Annotated in this window: 11 protein-coding genes; 7 read left to right on the top strand and 4 right to left on the bottom strand. The window is 68.6% G+C overall.

The genetic code is table 11. The features are described 5' to 3' along the window. The first annotated feature begins 406 nt into the window (after positions 1-406). Both QMK34_RS21235 and QMK34_RS21230 read left to right on the top strand, forming a co-directional pair. Positions 407-736, top strand: a complete 330-nt coding sequence (locus QMK34_RS21235; protein ID WP_326415919.1) for a transcriptional regulator — start codon at positions 407-409, stop codon at positions 734-736. Positions 737-738: 2 nt separating this feature from the next. Next, positions 739-2,307, top strand: a complete 1,569-nt coding sequence (locus tag QMK34_RS21230) for a helix-turn-helix domain-containing protein (protein ID WP_326415918.1) — start codon at positions 739-741, stop codon at positions 2,305-2,307. Positions 2,308-2,311: 4 nt separating this feature from the next. On the opposite strand, the gene QMK34_RS21225 is transcribed toward QMK34_RS21230, so the two are convergent. Both QMK34_RS21225 and QMK34_RS21220 read right to left on the bottom strand, forming a co-directional pair. Next, positions 2,312-2,536, bottom strand: a complete 225-nt coding sequence (locus QMK34_RS21225; protein ID WP_326415917.1) for a hypothetical protein — start codon at positions 2,534-2,536, stop codon at positions 2,312-2,314. A gap of 90 nt (positions 2,537-2,626) precedes the next feature. After that, positions 2,627-3,067, bottom strand: a complete 441-nt coding sequence (locus QMK34_RS21220; RefSeq protein WP_326415916.1) for a pyridoxamine 5'-phosphate oxidase family protein — start codon at positions 3,065-3,067, stop codon at positions 2,627-2,629. A 276-nt stretch (positions 3,068-3,343) separates the two neighbouring features. On the opposite strand from QMK34_RS21220, the gene ald reads away from it, so the two are divergent. The 5 genes from ald (at position 3,344) to QMK34_RS21195 (ending at position 11,757) form a co-directional block, all read left to right on the top strand. Then, a complete protein-coding gene (gene ald, locus QMK34_RS21215) occupies positions 3,344-4,459 on the top strand; it encodes an alanine dehydrogenase (protein ID WP_326415915.1) in 1,116 nt (371 codons plus the stop codon). Between the two features lie 519 nt (positions 4,460-4,978). Then, the gene (locus tag QMK34_RS21210) at positions 4,979-6,094 is read left to right on the top strand and encodes an ABC transporter ATP-binding protein (RefSeq protein WP_326415914.1); all 1,116 of its coding nucleotides are present in this window, start codon (positions 4,979-4,981) and stop codon (positions 6,092-6,094) included. Then, positions 6,094-6,978 (top strand): ABC transporter permease subunit, encoded by an 885-nt coding sequence (locus QMK34_RS21205; RefSeq protein ID WP_326415913.1) that lies wholly within the window; start codon positions 6,094-6,096, stop codon positions 6,976-6,978. The genes QMK34_RS21210 and QMK34_RS21205 overlap by 1 nt, the downstream gene beginning before the upstream one ends. An 89-nt stretch (positions 6,979-7,067) precedes the next feature. After that, the gene (locus tag QMK34_RS21200; protein ID WP_326415912.1) at positions 7,068-10,835 is read left to right on the top strand and encodes an ABC transporter ATP-binding protein; all 3,768 of its coding nucleotides are present in this window, start codon (positions 7,068-7,070) and stop codon (positions 10,833-10,835) included. A 349-nt stretch (positions 10,836-11,184) separates the two neighbouring features. Next, on the top strand, positions 11,185-11,757 hold the full coding sequence (locus QMK34_RS21195; RefSeq protein WP_326415910.1) for a DUF4291 domain-containing protein: 573 nt from the start codon (positions 11,185-11,187) through the stop codon (positions 11,755-11,757). Positions 11,758-11,813: 56 nt separating this feature from the next. Here the strand turns inward: QMK34_RS21195 and QMK34_RS21190 are convergent, their stop codons facing one another. Then, positions 11,814-12,272, bottom strand: a complete 459-nt coding sequence (locus tag QMK34_RS21190) for an SUKH-3 domain-containing protein (protein ID WP_326415909.1) — start codon at positions 12,270-12,272, stop codon at positions 11,814-11,816. Further along, complete coding sequence (locus QMK34_RS21185; RefSeq protein ID WP_326415908.1) at positions 12,273-16,745, bottom strand: DUF6531 domain-containing protein; 4,473 nt, start codon at positions 16,743-16,745, stop codon at positions 12,273-12,275. Positions 16,746-16,749 lie beyond the last annotated feature (4 nt).

The following is a 16,749-nucleotide window of genomic DNA, read 5'->3' as shown; positions in this document are numbered from 1 at the left end:
AGCCGTACCCAACCGGTTCTCACGGGCTGAGAGCCCCCGTTCGGGCGAAGTCCCGCACGGCTCGAACTGCCCCTGAAGGCCACCTTCAGGGACCTAGACGCCCCTAATGTTCCCTTCGCGACGCTCCAGCGCCTCGCCACCGCGGGCTGGTACCTCTATCGGGGGAACCAACGGGGCGTGCGGACGCCGATCCGCGCGTACCTCGCCCTCGGCCTGGTCGGGGTCGTAGCCGTCGCGGTCTGCCTGCCGCTGAAACTCCGTCGCCTACCGGCTTTCCCGGTCGCCGGTCGCCGATCCGGCGGTCACGCTGCCGGTCCTGGTGTCGGCCACGGCCGCGGCGGCGGCTCTGCTGTGGCTCCGACCGCGGCTCACCGACCGCGTGGTTCCACACCCGGAGCACCAGGACGTGAGTCAACACCCCGCGGCCGGGCTTGACGAAACCGTTCATCAGCGGCACCGGCTCGGCATCCTCACCATCGCGGCCGAAGCCGGGCAGGTCGACTTCGGCTATCTGCGCCGGACGCTCGACATGATCGCGGGCACTCTTTCGCGGCACGTCACGATCCTCGACGAGGCCGGGCTGATCGACGTCGAAAAGGGGTACGAGGGCAAACGGCCGCGCACCTGGATCACCATCAGCGCGAACGGCCGGAGCGCGCTGGCGCGGGAATTGGCGGCACTGCGGGCTCTGGTGGACAGTGTCGAGCGCGGGATCGGCGGCTCGGACACAATGTAGCCGTGGTCTCGGTGCGCAGTGTGGTCGATCGGGTGGGCCCGACGCTGCTTCACGCGCTCCTGCTGCCCGAGGACTGCCCGGCCGTGACCGACGTCGTGATCGCCGAGCCGGGTGGCCAGACCACGTTGTCCGGCGGGGATCTCGTGCTCGGGGTCGCGACGACGGAACCCGCGGGCGCGGTCGAGCTCATCCGGATCAGCTCCGGGCGGGGTGCGGCGGCGGTGCTGTTCAAACCGCCGCTGGCGGCGAAGTCCGCGGTGAAACGCGCGGCGAAGTCCGCCGGGCTGGCGCTGATCGAGGTGCACGCCGCGACCTCGTGGGCACAGCTCGTCTGGCTGCTCAGGACCGTGCTGGACGCGATCACCGACGAGTCGGACTCGCTGGAGAACGGCGGCGACCCCGGCTCCGGCGACCTGTTCCGCCTCGCCGACGCGGTCGCTTCGGTGGTGGACGCGCCGGTGACCATCGAGGACACGAACTCGCGGGTGCTCGCGTACTCCGCACGTCAGGACCTGACCGACTCCGCGCGCGTGTCGACGATCATGGGCAGGCGCATCCCGGACGACGTCCTCGCGCGGTTCCGCTCGCGCGGTGTGTTCCGGGAGCTTTCGCGCGGGCGGCAGACGATTTTCGTGCCCGCGCAACGCGATGGCACGCTCCCACGGCTGATCGTGCCGATCCGGATGGGCGGGGAACTGCTCGGCTCGATGTGGGCGGTGGTCGCCGGTCCGGTCTCGGAAGAACGCGCGGCCGCGTTCGCCGACGCCGCACCGGTGGTCGCGCTGCACCTGCTGCGAAGGCGGGCCCACACCGACGCACAGCGCCGGGCGTCGGCCGAGCTGCTGCGGGCGGTGCTGGAGGGAAACGCCAGTCCGCGCAAGGCGATCGCCGAGCTCGACCTGTCCGACGAGCCGCACCGGGTCGTCGTCATCGAGGCCACCGGCGGTGACGGCCGGGACGCCGAGGGCCTGCGGCTGGCGTTGCTGGAACGGATCGCGCAGGGCGTCGGCAGGCGGCCGGTGGCGACTGAGCTCGGCGGCCTGCTCTACGCCGTCGTCCCCGACGTCCCCGGCCCCGGCGGCTGGCCCGAGCTGCGCGACGCGCTGGTCACGCTGCCCGCTTCCCGCCGCGGCGGCACACCGCGCGCGGCGGCGGGCCTCGCCGGTGAGATCGGCGAACTGGCCCGCTCACGCGCGCAGGCCGACGAAGCGCTCAGCCTGCTCAGGGCCGGGCTCGTCGACGGCCGGGTCGTCGCTTTCGACGACGTGTGGACCGCACTGGTGCTGCATCGAGCCGCCGAAGCGGCCACCACGGCGAAGGTCGCCGATCTGGGTCCGCTCGGCACGCTGCGCGCACACGACGACGCGAACGCGAGCGGTTATGTGGACACGCTCTATGAATGGCTGCGCCATCCGGGGGACCCGCGCGCGGCGGCGAAGGAATTGAGAATCCATCCCAATACCCTCCGCTACCGGATGCGGCGCCTGCTCGATCTCGTCCCGCTCGATCTCGAAGACCCGGACGTACGGCTGGCGTTGATCACGCAGCTCGTCGCGCTGCGCTGGACCTGATCCACTAACCCTTTCCGGCTCGGTAACCGTCCTCAATGGTCTGTCTGACGGCAGCGAGCAGGTCCGCTCCGGGATAGAGCGGAAGCAGCACGCCGGGACCGCCGTTCACCCGCAACGCGGCTTCAAAACCACGTCCGGGACTTTCGACCAGGCCGACGATCACATCGGCCGGATTGCCGTCGGTGTCGATGGTCCGGACACGCCGTTCCCGCCGCCAGTCGTTTGTCATGGGACAAAGGATGGCACCGTACCGCCCAGTAAGATCAAGAACTTTATCGGATTAATCTGCAAGTTGCACAAACCGTTATTTGACACACAGTCAACACACAGGCTCGGCCTGATAACTGAGATCTTTCGCCAGCATCCGGTTCGGCACCATCCGCAGCCACACCGTCCCCAGCTCAGCGGGGCTTTGGTGGAGATAACGCCAGAACCGGCCATCCCAGTTGTCCTCGTCGTCGCCCAGGTAGCGGCTGAGCTTCCGGCGCCCACGCGATACGTCGAACGGCCGCACCTCGGCCGTCCCCCGCGCGAGCACCTGCCGGACCAACCCGGTATTCACGTCACAGATATCGACGGTGATCGCGATTATCGGATCCTGACGGACGCGCTCCAGCAGCCGCGCCCAAGGGCCGGTCAAGATCCAGAACGCGTTGTCCTCCCAGAGGAACCACGTCGGCCGGACGGTCGGCCCCTGCGTCGCCACCCGCGCGGTGAGCGGCTGGGCGAGGAACTCGTCGATGTCGAATCCCGCGTCCATCACGCCACCAACAAGGTCTTGCCGAGCGCCGAGAACTCCGTAAACCACACCGTCAACCACACCGCGCGCATGGGCACCCCTTTCCCTCGTCATCCAGAGGGCCGACTTTGCACTCTCCAGCTCACTCGAGGTCAAGAACGTTGTGCCCGGAGAACCATGAAATGGCGCGAAGACTGTTCCAACGGCATGATGACACCGCCGTCCGGGTGCTTCACCGTGGTCGGCAGCACCTTTTTACAACACCCTGTACGCCGCAACCCGCCTCTGGAGGCAGTCGTGCGCATCGCCGTCCCCCGCGAGATCAAGAAGCACGAATACCGGGTCGCGCTGACCCCGGCAGGCGCGCACGAGCTGACCCGGCGGGGTCACGACGTTTTCGTGGAGACCGGTGCCGGGCTCGGCTCGTCGATCACCGACGAGGAGTACGTCGCGGCCGGCGCGAAGATCCTCGCGACCGCCGACGAGACCTGGGGCCAGGGCGAGCTGGTGCTCAAGGTCAAGGAGCCCATCGCCGAGGAGTACCCGCGGCTGCGCAAGGGCCAGGTGCTGTTCACCTACCTGCACATCGCCGCCGACCGACCGCTGACCGACGCGCTGCTGGCGTCCGGCACCACCGCGATCGCGTACGAGACCGTCCAGACGCCGAACCGCGCGCTGCCGCTGCTGGCCCCGATGTCCGAGGTCGCCGGCAGGCTCGCGCCCCAGGTCGGCGCGTACTCGCTGATGAAGCCGAGCGGTGGCCGCGGCGTGCTGCCGGGCGGCATCCCCGGCGTGCACCCGGCGCGGGTCGTAGTGATCGGCGGCGGCGTGGCCGGCATCAACGCCGCGCGCGTCGCGCTCGGCCTCGGCTCTGACGTCGAGATCCTGGACACCAACGTCGACCGCCTGCGCCAGATCGACAACGACTTCGGCGGCCGCATCCGCACGGTGACCTCGAACGCGCTGTCGGTCGAGCAGGCCGTGCTGGAGGCCGACATGGTCATCGGCGCGGTGCTGGTGCCGGGCGCGAAGGCCCCGAAGCTGGTCTCGAACGACCTCGTCAGCCGCATGAAGCCGGGCAGCGTCCTGGTCGACATCGCGATCGACCAGGGCGGCTGCTTCGCCGACTCGCGCCCGACCACGCACGACGAGCCGACCTACCGCGTGCACGAGTCGGTCTTCTACTGCGTCGCGAACATGCCGGGCGCGGTGCCCCGCACCTCGACCTACGGCCTGACCAACGTCACGCTGCCCTACGCGGTGCAGCTGGCGGACAAGGGCTGGCAGGACGCGCTGCGCGCCGACGACAGCCTGGCCAAGGGCCTCAACACCCACGACGGCCTGCTCACCAACGAGCCGGTCGCCGTCGCCCACGGCCTCCCGCACACCTCGCTGGAGACGGTGCTCGGCTGACCCGAATCACCCCGAGAACAGGAGCGGGGGACCTTTGCTATCGCTCGGGGGCGGTAGCAAAGGTCCCCCGCTCCTGTTTTGTCTCGTGAAGGCAGGCCGCACAGGGGCTCGACCCCAAGGCTCAAGGACGAGCCTCAAGGGATAGGCGATTTCCGCGAACACGACAGCGGGAGAGATAAAGGGGCGACCCGCTCAACCAGCCTGGGGGTCACTGGGAGCGGGCCGCCGTGGTCCAGCTTAGGTAATAAGTGCCGAGTTCGCGCCCCGGGGTGGGCAAGACCAGGAAATCCCTGGTTCACCAGCGCTCACGGCGCACCGCGGGCGTGGTCCAGCTCACCGAAAAACCGGTATTTAACGTACATATCGGGCACCGTTCGGCAACCCAGGGCCAGAAGGACGTCACCGCCTGACACGTGATGAATGTCGCTGTCCGTGGTTTTCCCCCTTCCGCACGCGCCCCCGGCCCGGGTACGGCAGGATGACGCCGGATCTACCCACATGGGGAACAAAGGGGACGGTATGCACGACGGCAGTGGCCGCATCGCGGTGCAGAACCTGGGCAAACAGTTCGGCGCGGTCCACGCGGTGCAGAATCTGAGCTTCACGGTCGAGCCCGGTTCGGTGACGGGATTCCTGGGGCCCAACGGCGCCGGCAAGACGACCACGCTGCGGATGTTGCTCGGCCTGGTCACGCCGAGTACCGGGACGGCGACCATCAACGGCCGCGCGCACGACCAGCTCGGCACGCCGGCCCGCGTGGTCGGTTCGGTGCTGGAAAACGAGGGCTTCCACCCCAGTCGCACCGCGCGCAACCACCTCCGGGTGTACGCCGCCGCGATCGGGATGCCGGATCAGCGCGTCGAAGAGGTGCTCGCGCTGGTGGGCCTTTCCTCGGCCGCGGGCCGCAAGGCGGGCGAATTCTCCCTCGGCATGCGCCAGCGCCTCGCGCTCGCGACAGCGCTGCTGGGCGACCCGCAGGTCCTCGTGCTCGACGAGCCCACCAACGGCCTCGACCCCGAAGGCATCCTCTGGCTGCGCAACTTCCTGCGCGCGTACGCCCGTGAGGGACGCACGGTGCTGGTGTCGAGCCACCTGCTCAACGAGGTCGAGCAGCTGATCGACCAGGTCGTCATCATCAGCCAGGGCCAGACCCGCTACAACGGCTCGCTCGACCAGCTGCGCAAGAGCCAGCACTCCCGCGTGCTCGTCCAGCCCGCCGACGCGAACGCGCTGGTCAGCGCCCTGCAGGAGGGCGGCTTCACGCAGGTCGCGCCGACGCCGGATGGCCGGGTCGCGGTCAGCGACGCGACGGTCCAGCAGATCGGCGACCTCGCCGCGAAGGCCGGGCTCGCGGTCTACGGCATGCAGGAGGAGACGTCCGACCTCGAGCGGATGTTCTTCCAGCTCACCCAGGGCCAGTTCAGTGGCGCGCAGCCCGGTCAGCAGCAGTACCAGCAGCCGCAGTACCAGCAGGCGCCCCCTGGCTACCAGCAGCAGGGCCCGCCGCCCGGCTACGGCCAGCCCGGCCCGCCGCAGGGATATCAGCAGCCGCCGCAGTATCAGCAGGCACCACCCGGCTATCAGCAACCGGGCCAGCAGCAGGGTCGCAACGATGGCTGGGGAGGCCAGCAGTAATGGGAAACCTGATCAAGGCGGAGTTCCGCAAGACGCTCTCACTGAAGATGTGGTGGGCGCTGATGATCCCCGCCGTCGTCTTCGCGTTCCTGTTCGCGATGGGCTGGGGAGCCGTCACCAACGACTTCAGCGACTTCCTCGGCAGCCGCGACACCCGTGAGCTGACCGACGCGCTCGGCATCCAGACCGGCGTGCTGCCGGTGGGCCTGCTCGCACTGGGCCACGGGATCAACATCGGCACGATCTTCCCGATCATCTTCGGGGTGTTCGCGCTGGCTGGCGAGTACACGAAGAAGACGATCACCACGACGTTCCTCACGGCGCCGAACCGGGTGTCCGCGCTGACCGCCAAGATGATCACCTACATCGCCTGGGGCGCGGTCTACGGCCTCATCATCTCGGCCGCGGCCAGCCTCGGCACGGTGCTCACGGTGTCGAGTGCGCGGCTGCCGACAGCGGGCCAGTGGCTCGGGATGTTCGGCGCGGGCGTGCTCGCGACCGTGCTGGCCACCCTGTTCGGGATCGGCGTCGGCGCGGTGTGGCGCAGCGTGGTGGGCAGCGTGGTCACGCTGATCATCTGGATGCTGGTGATCGAGAACGTGCTCGTGTTCCTGGCCTACGGCTGGGGCAAGATCACCTGGCTCGGCGGGGTGCTGCCGAACGGCACGGTCAACGGGATCGTGGGCGCGATCGGCGCGGAGGCGTTCGGCGCGGCCGGGGTGAAGGTGCCGGGGCTGGACAGCGAGACCTCGTGGTTCCTCCAGTTCGCGGCGGGCGCGCCCGGCGCGTTCTCCTGGTGGGCCTCGGCCCTGATCTTCCTGGCCTGGACGATGCTCTTCTTCGGCGCCGGATGGGCCGTCAACCAGAAGCGCGACATCACGTAGAGCCGCCGAAGGGGACTTTCGCCACGTCGGAGCTGGTGAAAGTCCCCTTCGGCCACGGGACTGTCGGTACCCGCACCTAGGCTGGTGGGGTGACCACAGCACCACCCCGTATCCGTCAAGAAGCACCGGCACGTGAGACAGCCCCGGCTCCGGCCCAGGGCTGGATCCGCCGTCTCTCCGCGGCCTGCTGGCGCCACCGGGTGCTGGTGACCCTGTCGCTCGTCTCCGCGATCGTCGGCGTCGGCCTGCAGGCGGTCGGCCCGCTGCTGGTCAAGGCCGCGGTCGATGACGCCGTCGCCGGGCAGACGGGCCAGCTGAAGACGCTGGTCGGCGGGCTGATCGGCCTGCAGATCCTCAGCTTCGGCACCGCGTTCGTCCGCCGCTACGTCGGCGGGCGCCTCGCCCTCGACGTCCAGCACGATCTGCGCCAGCGCGTGTTCAACGCGGTGTCCCGGCTCGACGGCGGCAAGCAGGACTCGTTGCGCACCGGGCAGGTCGTCTCCCGCGCGATCTCCGACCTGCAGCTCGTCACGTCCATCCTGATGCAGGTGCCGCTGTCGGCCGGTTCGGTCATCTTCGCCCTGCTCGCGCTCGGCGCGATGCTCTGGATGTCCCCGCCACTGACCCTGATCGCCCTGGTCATCGCGCCCGCGGTGGCGATCGTCATCGCGCTGAGCCGCAAGCGCCTGTTCCCCGCCACCTGGTCCGCCCAGCAGCGCGCGGCCGACGTCGCCCAGCAGGTCGAGGAGACTGTCACCGGCGTACGCGTGGTCAAGGGCTTCGGGCAGGAGGCGCGCGAAGTCGCGAAGCTGGAGAAGACGGCGAAGAAGCTCTTCGCCGAGCGCCTGCGCGCCGCCAAGCTGTCCGCGCTGCCGACCGCGACGACGTCGGCCCTGCCCGCGGCCGGTCAGGTGGCCGTGCTCGCCGCAGGCGGCATCCTCGCGATGCGGGGCGAGATCAGCCTCGGCACCTTCCTCGCGTTCGCCACGTACGTCTCGCTCCTCATCGGCCCGTCACGGATGCTCTCCGGGCTGGTCGTGCAGGCCCAGCTCACCCGCGCGGGCGCCGAGCGCGTCTACGAGCTGATCGACGCGCAGCCCGAAGTCCGCGACAGCCCGGACGCGCGGCCGCTCCCCGAAGGCACGCTGGGCATCCGGCTCGACGACGTCCGCTTCGGCTACACGCTATCGGAGCCCGTGCTCGACGGCCTGACCCTGGAGGCCCGCCCCGGCGAGACACTGGCGCTCGTGGGCACCGCGGGCTCCGGCAAGTCGACGATCTCCCTGCTGCTGCCCCGGTTCTACGACGTGCACACCGGCTCGGTCTCGCTCGGCGGGGTCGACGTGCGAAACCTGCGCCTGCACGAGCTGCGCACCGCGATAGGCGTCGTGTTCGAGGAGGCGTTCCTCTTCTCCTCCTCCATCCGGGACAACATCGCCTACGGCAAACCGGACGCGAGCGACGAAGAGGTCTTCGCGGCGGCACGGGCGGCCGAGGCCGACGAGTTCATCCGTGAGCTGCCCCAGGGCTACGAGACTCTCGTCGGCGAGCGCGGGCTCACGCTGTCCGGCGGGCAACGTCAGCGGCTCGGCCTCGCGCGCGCCCTGATGACGGACCCGCGGGTGCTACTCCTCGACGACGCGACCTCGGCGATCGACACGGTGACCGAAGCCGCGATCCACGAGACGTTGCGCTCGGTCACCGAAGGCCGCACGACCCTGCTGGTCGCGCACCGGCGATCCACGCTCGCGCTCGCCGACCGGATCGCGGTGCTCGACGCCGGGCGCGTGGTCGACGTCGGCACCGAGGCGGAGCTGCAGGAACGCTGCCGGCTGTTCCGCGACCTCGTGTCCGGCCCCGGTGACGGCGTCGAGGAGATCCACCGCTGCGAGGGGCTGGATCGTGGCACCGCCGGGATCACCCCCGCGCTCTGGCCGGAGAACAGGACCCGTGACGACGTAGACGAGCTGGCCGCGACGGCACTCCAGCGGGCCGGGGGCGCGCCGGACGCGAACATCGGCGGTCGCGGCAGCGGCTCGGGTCTCGACCTGCCGCCCACCGCGGAGCTGCTCGACGGCGTCCGCAAACTGCCACCGGCCACCGACGACCCCGGACTGTCCGAAGTGGACATAACTACGCCCGACCCTGGATTCCGCCTCTCACGCCTGCTCCGCCCAGTGCGCTGGCCGCTCGCGGTGGTGATCGGGCTGGTCGCCGCGGACGCGCTGGCCTCGATCGCCCTGCCCGCGCTGTACCAGCAGGGCGTCGACCACGGTGTGCGCACCGGCGTCGAGTGGGTGGTGTGGCTGACGGCCGGGATCGGCGCGGTGGTGATCCTGACGGACTGGCTGGTGATCCGCGCACAGACGAAGCTGACGGCGCGTGTCGGCGAAACGGTGTTGTACTCGCTGCGCGTCCGCAGTTACGCGCACCTGCAGCGGCTTGGGCTCGACTACTACGAGCGCGAGCTCTCCGGCAAGATCATGACCAGGATGACCACCGACGTCGACGCGCTGTCGACGTTCCTCCAGACCGGGCTCGCGACCGCGGTGGTGAGCGCACTGACGGTCGCCGGGATCACGATCGCGCTGCTGGTCACCGACGCCTCGCTGGCGATGTACGCGCTCGCGGTGCTGCCGATCCTGCTCGTGGCGACGGTGTTCTTCCGGCGGCTGGCGTCGCGCGCGTACAACGAGGCCCGTGAACGGGTGAGCCTGGTCAACGCGGACATGCAGGAGAACATGAGCGGCCTGCGGGTCGCGCAGGCGTACACCCGCGAGGAGCGTTCGGCGGAGGCGTTCGCGTCCCGCAGCGACGACTACCGGCGCTCACGGCTGCGCGCGCAGGCGTACATCGCCACCTACTTCCCTTTCGTGGCCATGCTTTCGGGCATCGCCGAGGCCGTGGTGCTGCTGGCGGGGGCGAACCGCGTCGCCGCGGGCACCCTGTCGGCCGGGGTGTTGCTGGCCTTCCTGCTCTACCTCGACCAGTTCTTCTCCCCGATCCAGCAGCTGTCCTCGGTCTTCGACGGCTACCAGCAGGCGCGCGTCGGCCTGAGCCGCATCGGCGACCTGCTCCGCACGCCGACCTCGGTACCCCCTGCGGAGAACCCCGTCCCGGTGCCCGCGCGGCTGCGCGGCGAAGTCAGCTTCAAGGCGGTCGATTTCGCTTACACCGGAACGGAAGCACTAGCACTGGAGCAACTGTCGATGGAGGTGGCGGCCGGAGAGACGGTCGCACTCGTCGGCGCGACCGGAGCCGGGAAATCGACGGCGGTGAAGCTCGTCGCCCGGTTCTACGACGCGACCGGCGGGCACGTCCGGATCGACGGCGTGGACGTCCGCGAGTACGACCTGCCCAAACTCCGCGCGCGGATGGGCGTCGTTCCCCAGGAGGCACACCTGTTCTCCGGAACGGTCGCGGACAACGTGCGCTACGGCCGTCCCTCGGCCACGGACGCCGAAGTCGAGGCAGCGGTCCGCGCGGTGGGCGCGCTGGACGGCGTTTCGGCCCTGCCAGCGGGTTTCCTGCAGCCGGTGGGCGAACGCGGACGTTCGCTCTCGGCAGGACAACGCCAACTGGTCGCGCTGGCCCGCGCCGAACTGGTGGACCCGGACGTCCTCCTGCTCGACGAGGCGACAGCGGCACTGGACCCGTCGACCGAGGCGGCGGTCCTGCGCGCGACCGAGCGCCTGTCCCGCAAGCGCACGACGTTCGTCGTCGCCCACCGCCTCGCGACAGCCGCCAAAGCCGACCGCATCATGGTCCTCGACCACGGCCGCATCATCGAGCAGGGCACCCACACCGAGCTACTGGCCGCGAACGGCCACTACGCCCTGCTGTGGTCCCTGGGCTGACCACCCCGGCAGTGATTCGCCGGGGCAAAATGCTGAGAAGGCGTCCGGAAACTGATGTCATGTCGTCCAGTTTGGTGCCTAGGGCCGCGTCCCCTTCAGTCGCCACCCCAGGCTTGCCGTGTGCCCTGATGGGAGCCTTCACGGCGTTTAACGCTGTCATGGTGGCCTTCAGGGGCACGCATGAAACGGTCGTGGCGGTATGAAACGGGCGAATGGGCCGACTTTTCGTCCTTTGTGGAGGGTAAGCGGCTTCGAAGGACAGGTGCCCGAGGCTTCGAGCGGCGGCTGCTGCGACAGTTCTCAGACGCGTTCGTTGACGGAACGGGGGCCAACGGGAACCATGACCGGGATGAACGAGAAAGTCCCTGTCCCCCAACGCCAGATCAGAGCACACCACACCGAGACGACCATCCGCGTCTACCAGGCCTACGCGCCGGAGATCGCCGGACCGGCCCTGACGGCGGGCACCTTCGTCGCGCCGTTCAAGCGCGAGCGCATGACGTGGATCAAGCCGTCGTTCCGGTGGATGGCCTACCGCTGCGGCTGGGCGGCCAAACCCGGCCAGGAACGCGTGCTGGCCATCGACATCACGCGCGAAGGCTTCGAGTGGGCCCTGGGCAACGCGTCACTGAGCCACGGCGACGTCGACAAGTCCCAGCCGGTGCGCATCCAATGGGATCCCGAGCGCGACCTGCACCACCGCCCGCTCGGCCACCGATCGATCCAGATCGGCCTCAGCCGCCAAGCCTGCGAACTCTATGTCGACAAATGGATAACCAACCTCACGGACATCACCGAAACGATGACCACGATCGGCGCCTACGTCCGAGCGAACCGACTGCCCGAAGCCGCCGCCCTGCTCCCAGCGGAATCACCGTACGAGGTACCCGCCGAGCTCGCGAAGGCCATCAACCTCAGCTGACGGCGTGGCCAGGACCGGGCAGCGCCGGGAAGTCCCTCAATACACCCGCAAGCACCTCAGCTCGACTCGTGTTCGCGGACACCCTCGACGAGGTTCCGCAGCGCACGGCGCGGATTCACGCCCAGCAGCTCCACGCTGTCCATACCCGAATAGACCTCGCCGTCGGGAGCGATGCCGAGATAGAGATTGCGCCGATCCGCCTCACCTATCGGATAAAGCAGCGTCCCGGCCATGTCACCGAGCTCGTCGAATATCTCGTCTTCTCCCTTGGCCGCGGCCGGATCGAGCCGGAACGCCATACGTGCCATGCTCCTGCCCGCACCACGGCTCTCGACTTCGAGTCCGCCGAATTCGGCGAGAAACAAGCGCGCCGCGTCATGCATGGTGAACGAACCGTGCGTGCGAAGGACGTTCTCCCAGTCCTCGGTGGACACGTTTCGACCCGGATACCAGCCCGCCGCGCGCAGGACACGGTCGGTCTCATCGGACCAGTCGTCATTGTTGTCGTAGTTCACCTAGGTCACCGCCGTGATGTTGAATTGGTCCAGAAGGTGTCGGCACGACGAGCAGGGCTCCTTGATCGTTCCGTGCACTTCGTTCCCCGCCGACCGCACGTTGACAGCCGACATCGTCCCACCCCGCGGATCCACGTTGGCGTTGAGTGCTTCGGTCAAGGCCGCTGGCTCCCCGCAGCGGCCGTGCTGGTTGCCCGCCGTCCGTTGCTCAGGAGGCACTCGATCGAGTGCCTCCTGGACGTCCTTGTGGTGCTTCACCGGATCCGCGCCCTTGGCGCTGGCTCCGGTGAACGGCTGGTTGTGCCCGTCCACCACGAGTCCCGCCGCGCTGGTCGGCCGGGTCTTCTTGTTGGCACCGGGCCTGTTCTGTTCGAGGTCGGCTCGTTCTCTCGCCGCTTGCAGCGCCCGCTCACAATCAGGCGCGAGTCCGAAAGGATCCAGTTCCGCGAGCGGGTTGGCGACATATCGGCGGGGGTTGGGCCCTGGCGCCAGGCCCAGCGGATCCGCTGAGGTGTACTGCCCGGTTTCCGGGTCATAATGTCTGGCGAAGTTGTAGTTCAGCGCCGACTCGGGATCGTGGTACTGCCCCGGAAATCGCAACGGGCAGTACGCGCGCCCGGCGCCTAGCGCCTCGAGCGCCGCACCCCACAGTGTCGTCCGTGCCTGCCAGGCCAGCGCCCCCTCTTCGTCGACCAGTTCCGCGGGCGCGCCGACGAGATCTGTGACGATCGAGTAGAACTGCTCGTCGACCCACTCCTGCGGTCTGTCCCGTGCCGGAGCCCGCTCGGTCTGGGTGACCGGGCTGTACCGATCGCGCTCCCAGTTCCAGACCGTGCATCGCGGACCTTCACCGGAGACAAAGGTGGTCTGCTCGGCCAGCACGAAGCCATCCCAGGTGAACAACACACGCTCCACCACGGTCAGGCCGTCCGCGCCGAAGCGTCGTTTCTCCGTCCTGCGCCCGAAAGGGTCGTAGAAGTACGACCACCGGCCGCCATCCGGTGTGACGACACCGACCAGCCGATCGTCGCCGTCCCAGGTGTAGTGCCACGTATCCGGTTTACGGGAGAGCCGCTTCTTCTGACGCCGCAACACCCTTCCCTGCGCGTCATGGCTATAACGCACGTCGTTCACGTTATGGGGCCGTTCCACGCCGTCGAACACGGTCGGCTGCCGCCCACCCTGCGTCAGATTTCCGGCCGGGTCGTAGGTGTACTGCTCCGACCAGTTCGCCGCCTGGACGCCGGTGACCCGGCCCATCCGATCCAGTTCGAACGTCCGATCACCCGTCGCGAGATCGTCGACGGCTCCGAGATTTCCGTCCTGCCGGTAGTGATAGGCCCGATGCTGCACCAGGTTCGGAGCGGTCTCGTCCACGGCATGTCGCGCCGTCAACGTCTGTGAACGCAGGCGATTGTTCGGGTCCCACGTTTGAGCGAGCACGGCGGCGCCAGTACTGCGCTCGATCTCGCGGCCCGCGGAATCGTAGGAGAACCGGACGGTCCGGCCCGCTGTCCGCAGGAGGACAGGCTGGTCCTGAGCGTCGTACTCCCAAACACTCTCCGCATTCGAAGGTGTCAACCGGTGCGTGCGCCTGCCGAGTACGTCGAAAGCGGAACGAACCGTCCGACCATTGCATGTCTCGGCGAGGACGCGGCCGAGCGGATCGCGCTCGTAGCTCACCTCGACATCCCGGCCACGCACGTACCGCACATTGCCGACGGCATCATGGACGAACGTCGTGAGTTCGTCGCCGACCCACCGCTCGATCACCCTGCCGACGGCGTTCCGGACGAATTTCGTCGACTGCCCCACACCGTTGACGCGCTCGGCGAGCTGCCCTGCGGCATCGTGCCGATAGCTCTGCACACGGCCGGCGAAGTCGGTCTCTCGAGTCAATCGGCCCGCGGCGTCGTACTCGTAGCGCCACGACTCCCCAAGCTGGTTGGTCACCGACGTCAGGCGTAGATCGCCGCTGTAGCCGAACTGCAGGCGAGCGCCGTCCGGATCGACGCGCACAGCGGGGAGGTCGAATCCCGTGTACTCGAACCGCGTCATCTGCCCCGCTGTGTCCACATGCTCGACCAGGTTGCCTTCGCCGTCGTAGGCGCGTCGCTCGATGCCACCGTCGGGAAACGTCCGTCGGCGAAGTCGCCCTTCGACGGTCCAGGTGAATTCGGTGCGAGCACCCTGCGGGTCGTTCAGTTCGACGAGTCTGCCGAACGCGTCCCGCCGATAGCGGGTCGTCGCGCCGTCGGCGTCTGTCGTGGCGATGACCATCCCGGCGGCATTCGTCGTCGTCAGCACCGATCGCCCAGCGGCGTCGGTGATGCTGCGGAGACCGCCACCATCGTCGTAGCCGTAGGAAACCCTGGCACCGGATGGATCCGTTTCCGCGACCAGGTTTCCTCGCGTGTCGTACTCCTGCCGCCAGACGTGACCGTCGGCCTGCACCACACTGACCGGCAACCCGTGCACGCCGTATTCGGCGAGCACCTTCGTTCCGTCCGGCCTGGTGATGTCGAGTGGATTCCCCTCGGCGTCATAGGTATAACGGGTGGTGCGTCCGAGCGGGTCGGTCCGGGACAGGAGTCTGCGATAGCCATCCCACTCGTAGGTGCTCGTATGGCCCAGCGGATCGGTCTCCGCGATCACGTTGTGGGCCTCGTCGAGCCGATAGGTGGTGGTGTGTCCGAGCGCATCGGTGAACCGGGTCTGCCGGCCGACGGTGTCATAGTCGAATACGCCGTTGAGGAAACCGTCCGCACCGAGGTTGGCCACACACCGGCCGAATCTGTCGTACTCGTAGCTGTACCAGTGGCCATTCCGGTCGGTCCACCTGGTGATACGACCCGCCAGGTCGTAGGCGAACCGCAAGGGCAAGGTCGACGAATTGACCACGGATTCGAGCGAACCGGCCGGGCCGTAGGCAAAGCTCAGCAGTGTCAAGGCCTGATCGCCGTCGAGCAGCCGATACTCGGCGATCCGGCCCCCACGGCTGACCACCTCGACGTGATATCCCCCTGAGTGCCGAACCGCCAGTGGCACGCCCGCGCCGTCGCGGTCGAGATCGATGCGATTGCCGTTGTCGTCGCTGATCGTCGCCAGCCAGCACAAGTCACCCGGGCCATCGGGGAAGTGCAGTCGCCTGCGCTCCGCACGCTGCTCGATCACGAAGTCGTCACCGACCCGCGAGAGCGGCCAGCGCGGTCCCACCTCGGGCAGCACCGCACCGTCCGCAGGCGGGAACGGATAGACCAGGATCAGCCCGTCCTCAGCGACGAACACCACGCCGTGGTCGTCGAACTCCAGCCGCTGGTCCACTGTGGACGCCCAGGTGCGGCCGAACGACCGCCCCGCGCGGAAGGACGAAACATGCACGCGGCGCAGGACGAGAGGCAAGACGCCCGGCAGTTCGACGTCTGTCTGCGCGAGGACCATCTCACCCGTCGCGACGTCGATCGGGTCGTTCTCACACTTGCGCAGTGCTACGGGAGTGTCGGTGCCCTGAGGATCCGCGGGCCGGCTGCCGCCCGCATCGCTTGCCGACGAGGTTGAAGTGCTGCCCGCACTCGCCCCACCCGCAGTGTCGGGCCCTCCGCCATCAGGTGTGTGAGCGCCCGCAGGAGTGGTGTCCGCCTTGGGCGCGTGTACGTCGTCGGCCTTGCGCGCCGCCGAAGAAGGCGAAGTGTGCTCCGCGCCTTTGCCCAGCTTCTTCGCTAGCTTCGACAGCTTTTCGATGATCTCGCTGAGCTTTTCGACGATCTTGCGGACCTTCGGGCCGACGTTGGCGATCGTCTTGATCAGCTTGCGGATCAGCGTGGTGACCTTTTCGATCGTGCTCGTGATCGCGGTCGTCGCCTGCACTGCCACCAGTGGCGTGGCGAAGCCGAGCGAGCACGCCTCCTCAAGCGCCCACGAGATCAGCTTGCCCACCAGCGTGCCGATCAGGTCGCGGACGGTCTCCCGGACCGCCGCCACGACCTGGCCCATCACCATCACACCGGTCGAGATGCCGTCACACAGCGAGGCCGCTCCCGCGAGAGTGCTGGTCTGGTCCGCGACCTCGGCGCGGTAGGCGTCGCCGCCGGGGCCCGTCCAGCCGGACGTGCCGTTCTTGGCCTCGTTCGCCAGGTCGCCCGCGACGCCGTTGACCTCCTTCGCGACGTTCGCCCAGGTGTCCGAAAAGGACTGGATCACCGGCGGGTTCCCGGCGAGCCAGTCGAGACAGTCCTTCAGCGGCTGGACGTGCTCCAGCAGCCACGACACCCCGTACTGGATGAGTGTCCCGATCGGATCGGTGATCAGCGAGAGTGCCTCGAGCCCGACGCCGACCGCGCCGAGACCAGCCTCGACCCACGAACCGTCCTTGACGCCGTTCGCCAGGTCGACCGCGGACTCGGCGATACCGATGCCGGTCACGCCGGTCGTTTGGGACTGCGCCTGCGCGACGAGCGGATTCCCCTCCGGCATCGCG

The organism is Amycolatopsis sp. H20-H5 (assembly GCF_035828755.1).
Lineage (GTDB): Bacteria > Actinomycetota > Actinomycetes > Mycobacteriales > Pseudonocardiaceae > Amycolatopsis.
The sequence above is the reverse complement of the archived record's forward strand: the minus strand, read 5'-3'. Positions and strand labels throughout refer to the sequence as shown.

What these genes read in the sequence shown, in the direction of transcription:
- QMK34_RS21225 (WP_326415917.1), bottom strand. Translation starts at nt 2,536, where the DNA reads ATGACAAACGACTGGCGGCGGGAACGGCGTGTCCGGACCATCGACACC.
- QMK34_RS21220 (WP_326415916.1), bottom strand. Translation starts at nt 3,067, where the DNA reads ATGGACGCGGGATTCGACATCGACGAGTTCCTCGCCCAGCCGCTCACC.
- QMK34_RS21210 (WP_326415914.1), top strand. Translation starts at nt 4,979, where the DNA reads ATGCACGACGGCAGTGGCCGCATCGCGGTGCAGAACCTGGGCAAACAG.
- QMK34_RS21205 (WP_326415913.1), top strand. Translation starts at nt 6,094, where the DNA reads ATGGGAAACCTGATCAAGGCGGAGTTCCGCAAGACGCTCTCACTGAAG.
- QMK34_RS21195 (WP_326415910.1), top strand. Translation starts at nt 11,185, where the DNA reads ATGAACGAGAAAGTCCCTGTCCCCCAACGCCAGATCAGAGCACACCAC.
- QMK34_RS21185 (WP_326415908.1), bottom strand. Translation starts at nt 16,745, where the DNA reads ATGCCGGAGGGGAATCCGCTCGTCGCGCAGGCGCAGTCCCAAACGACC.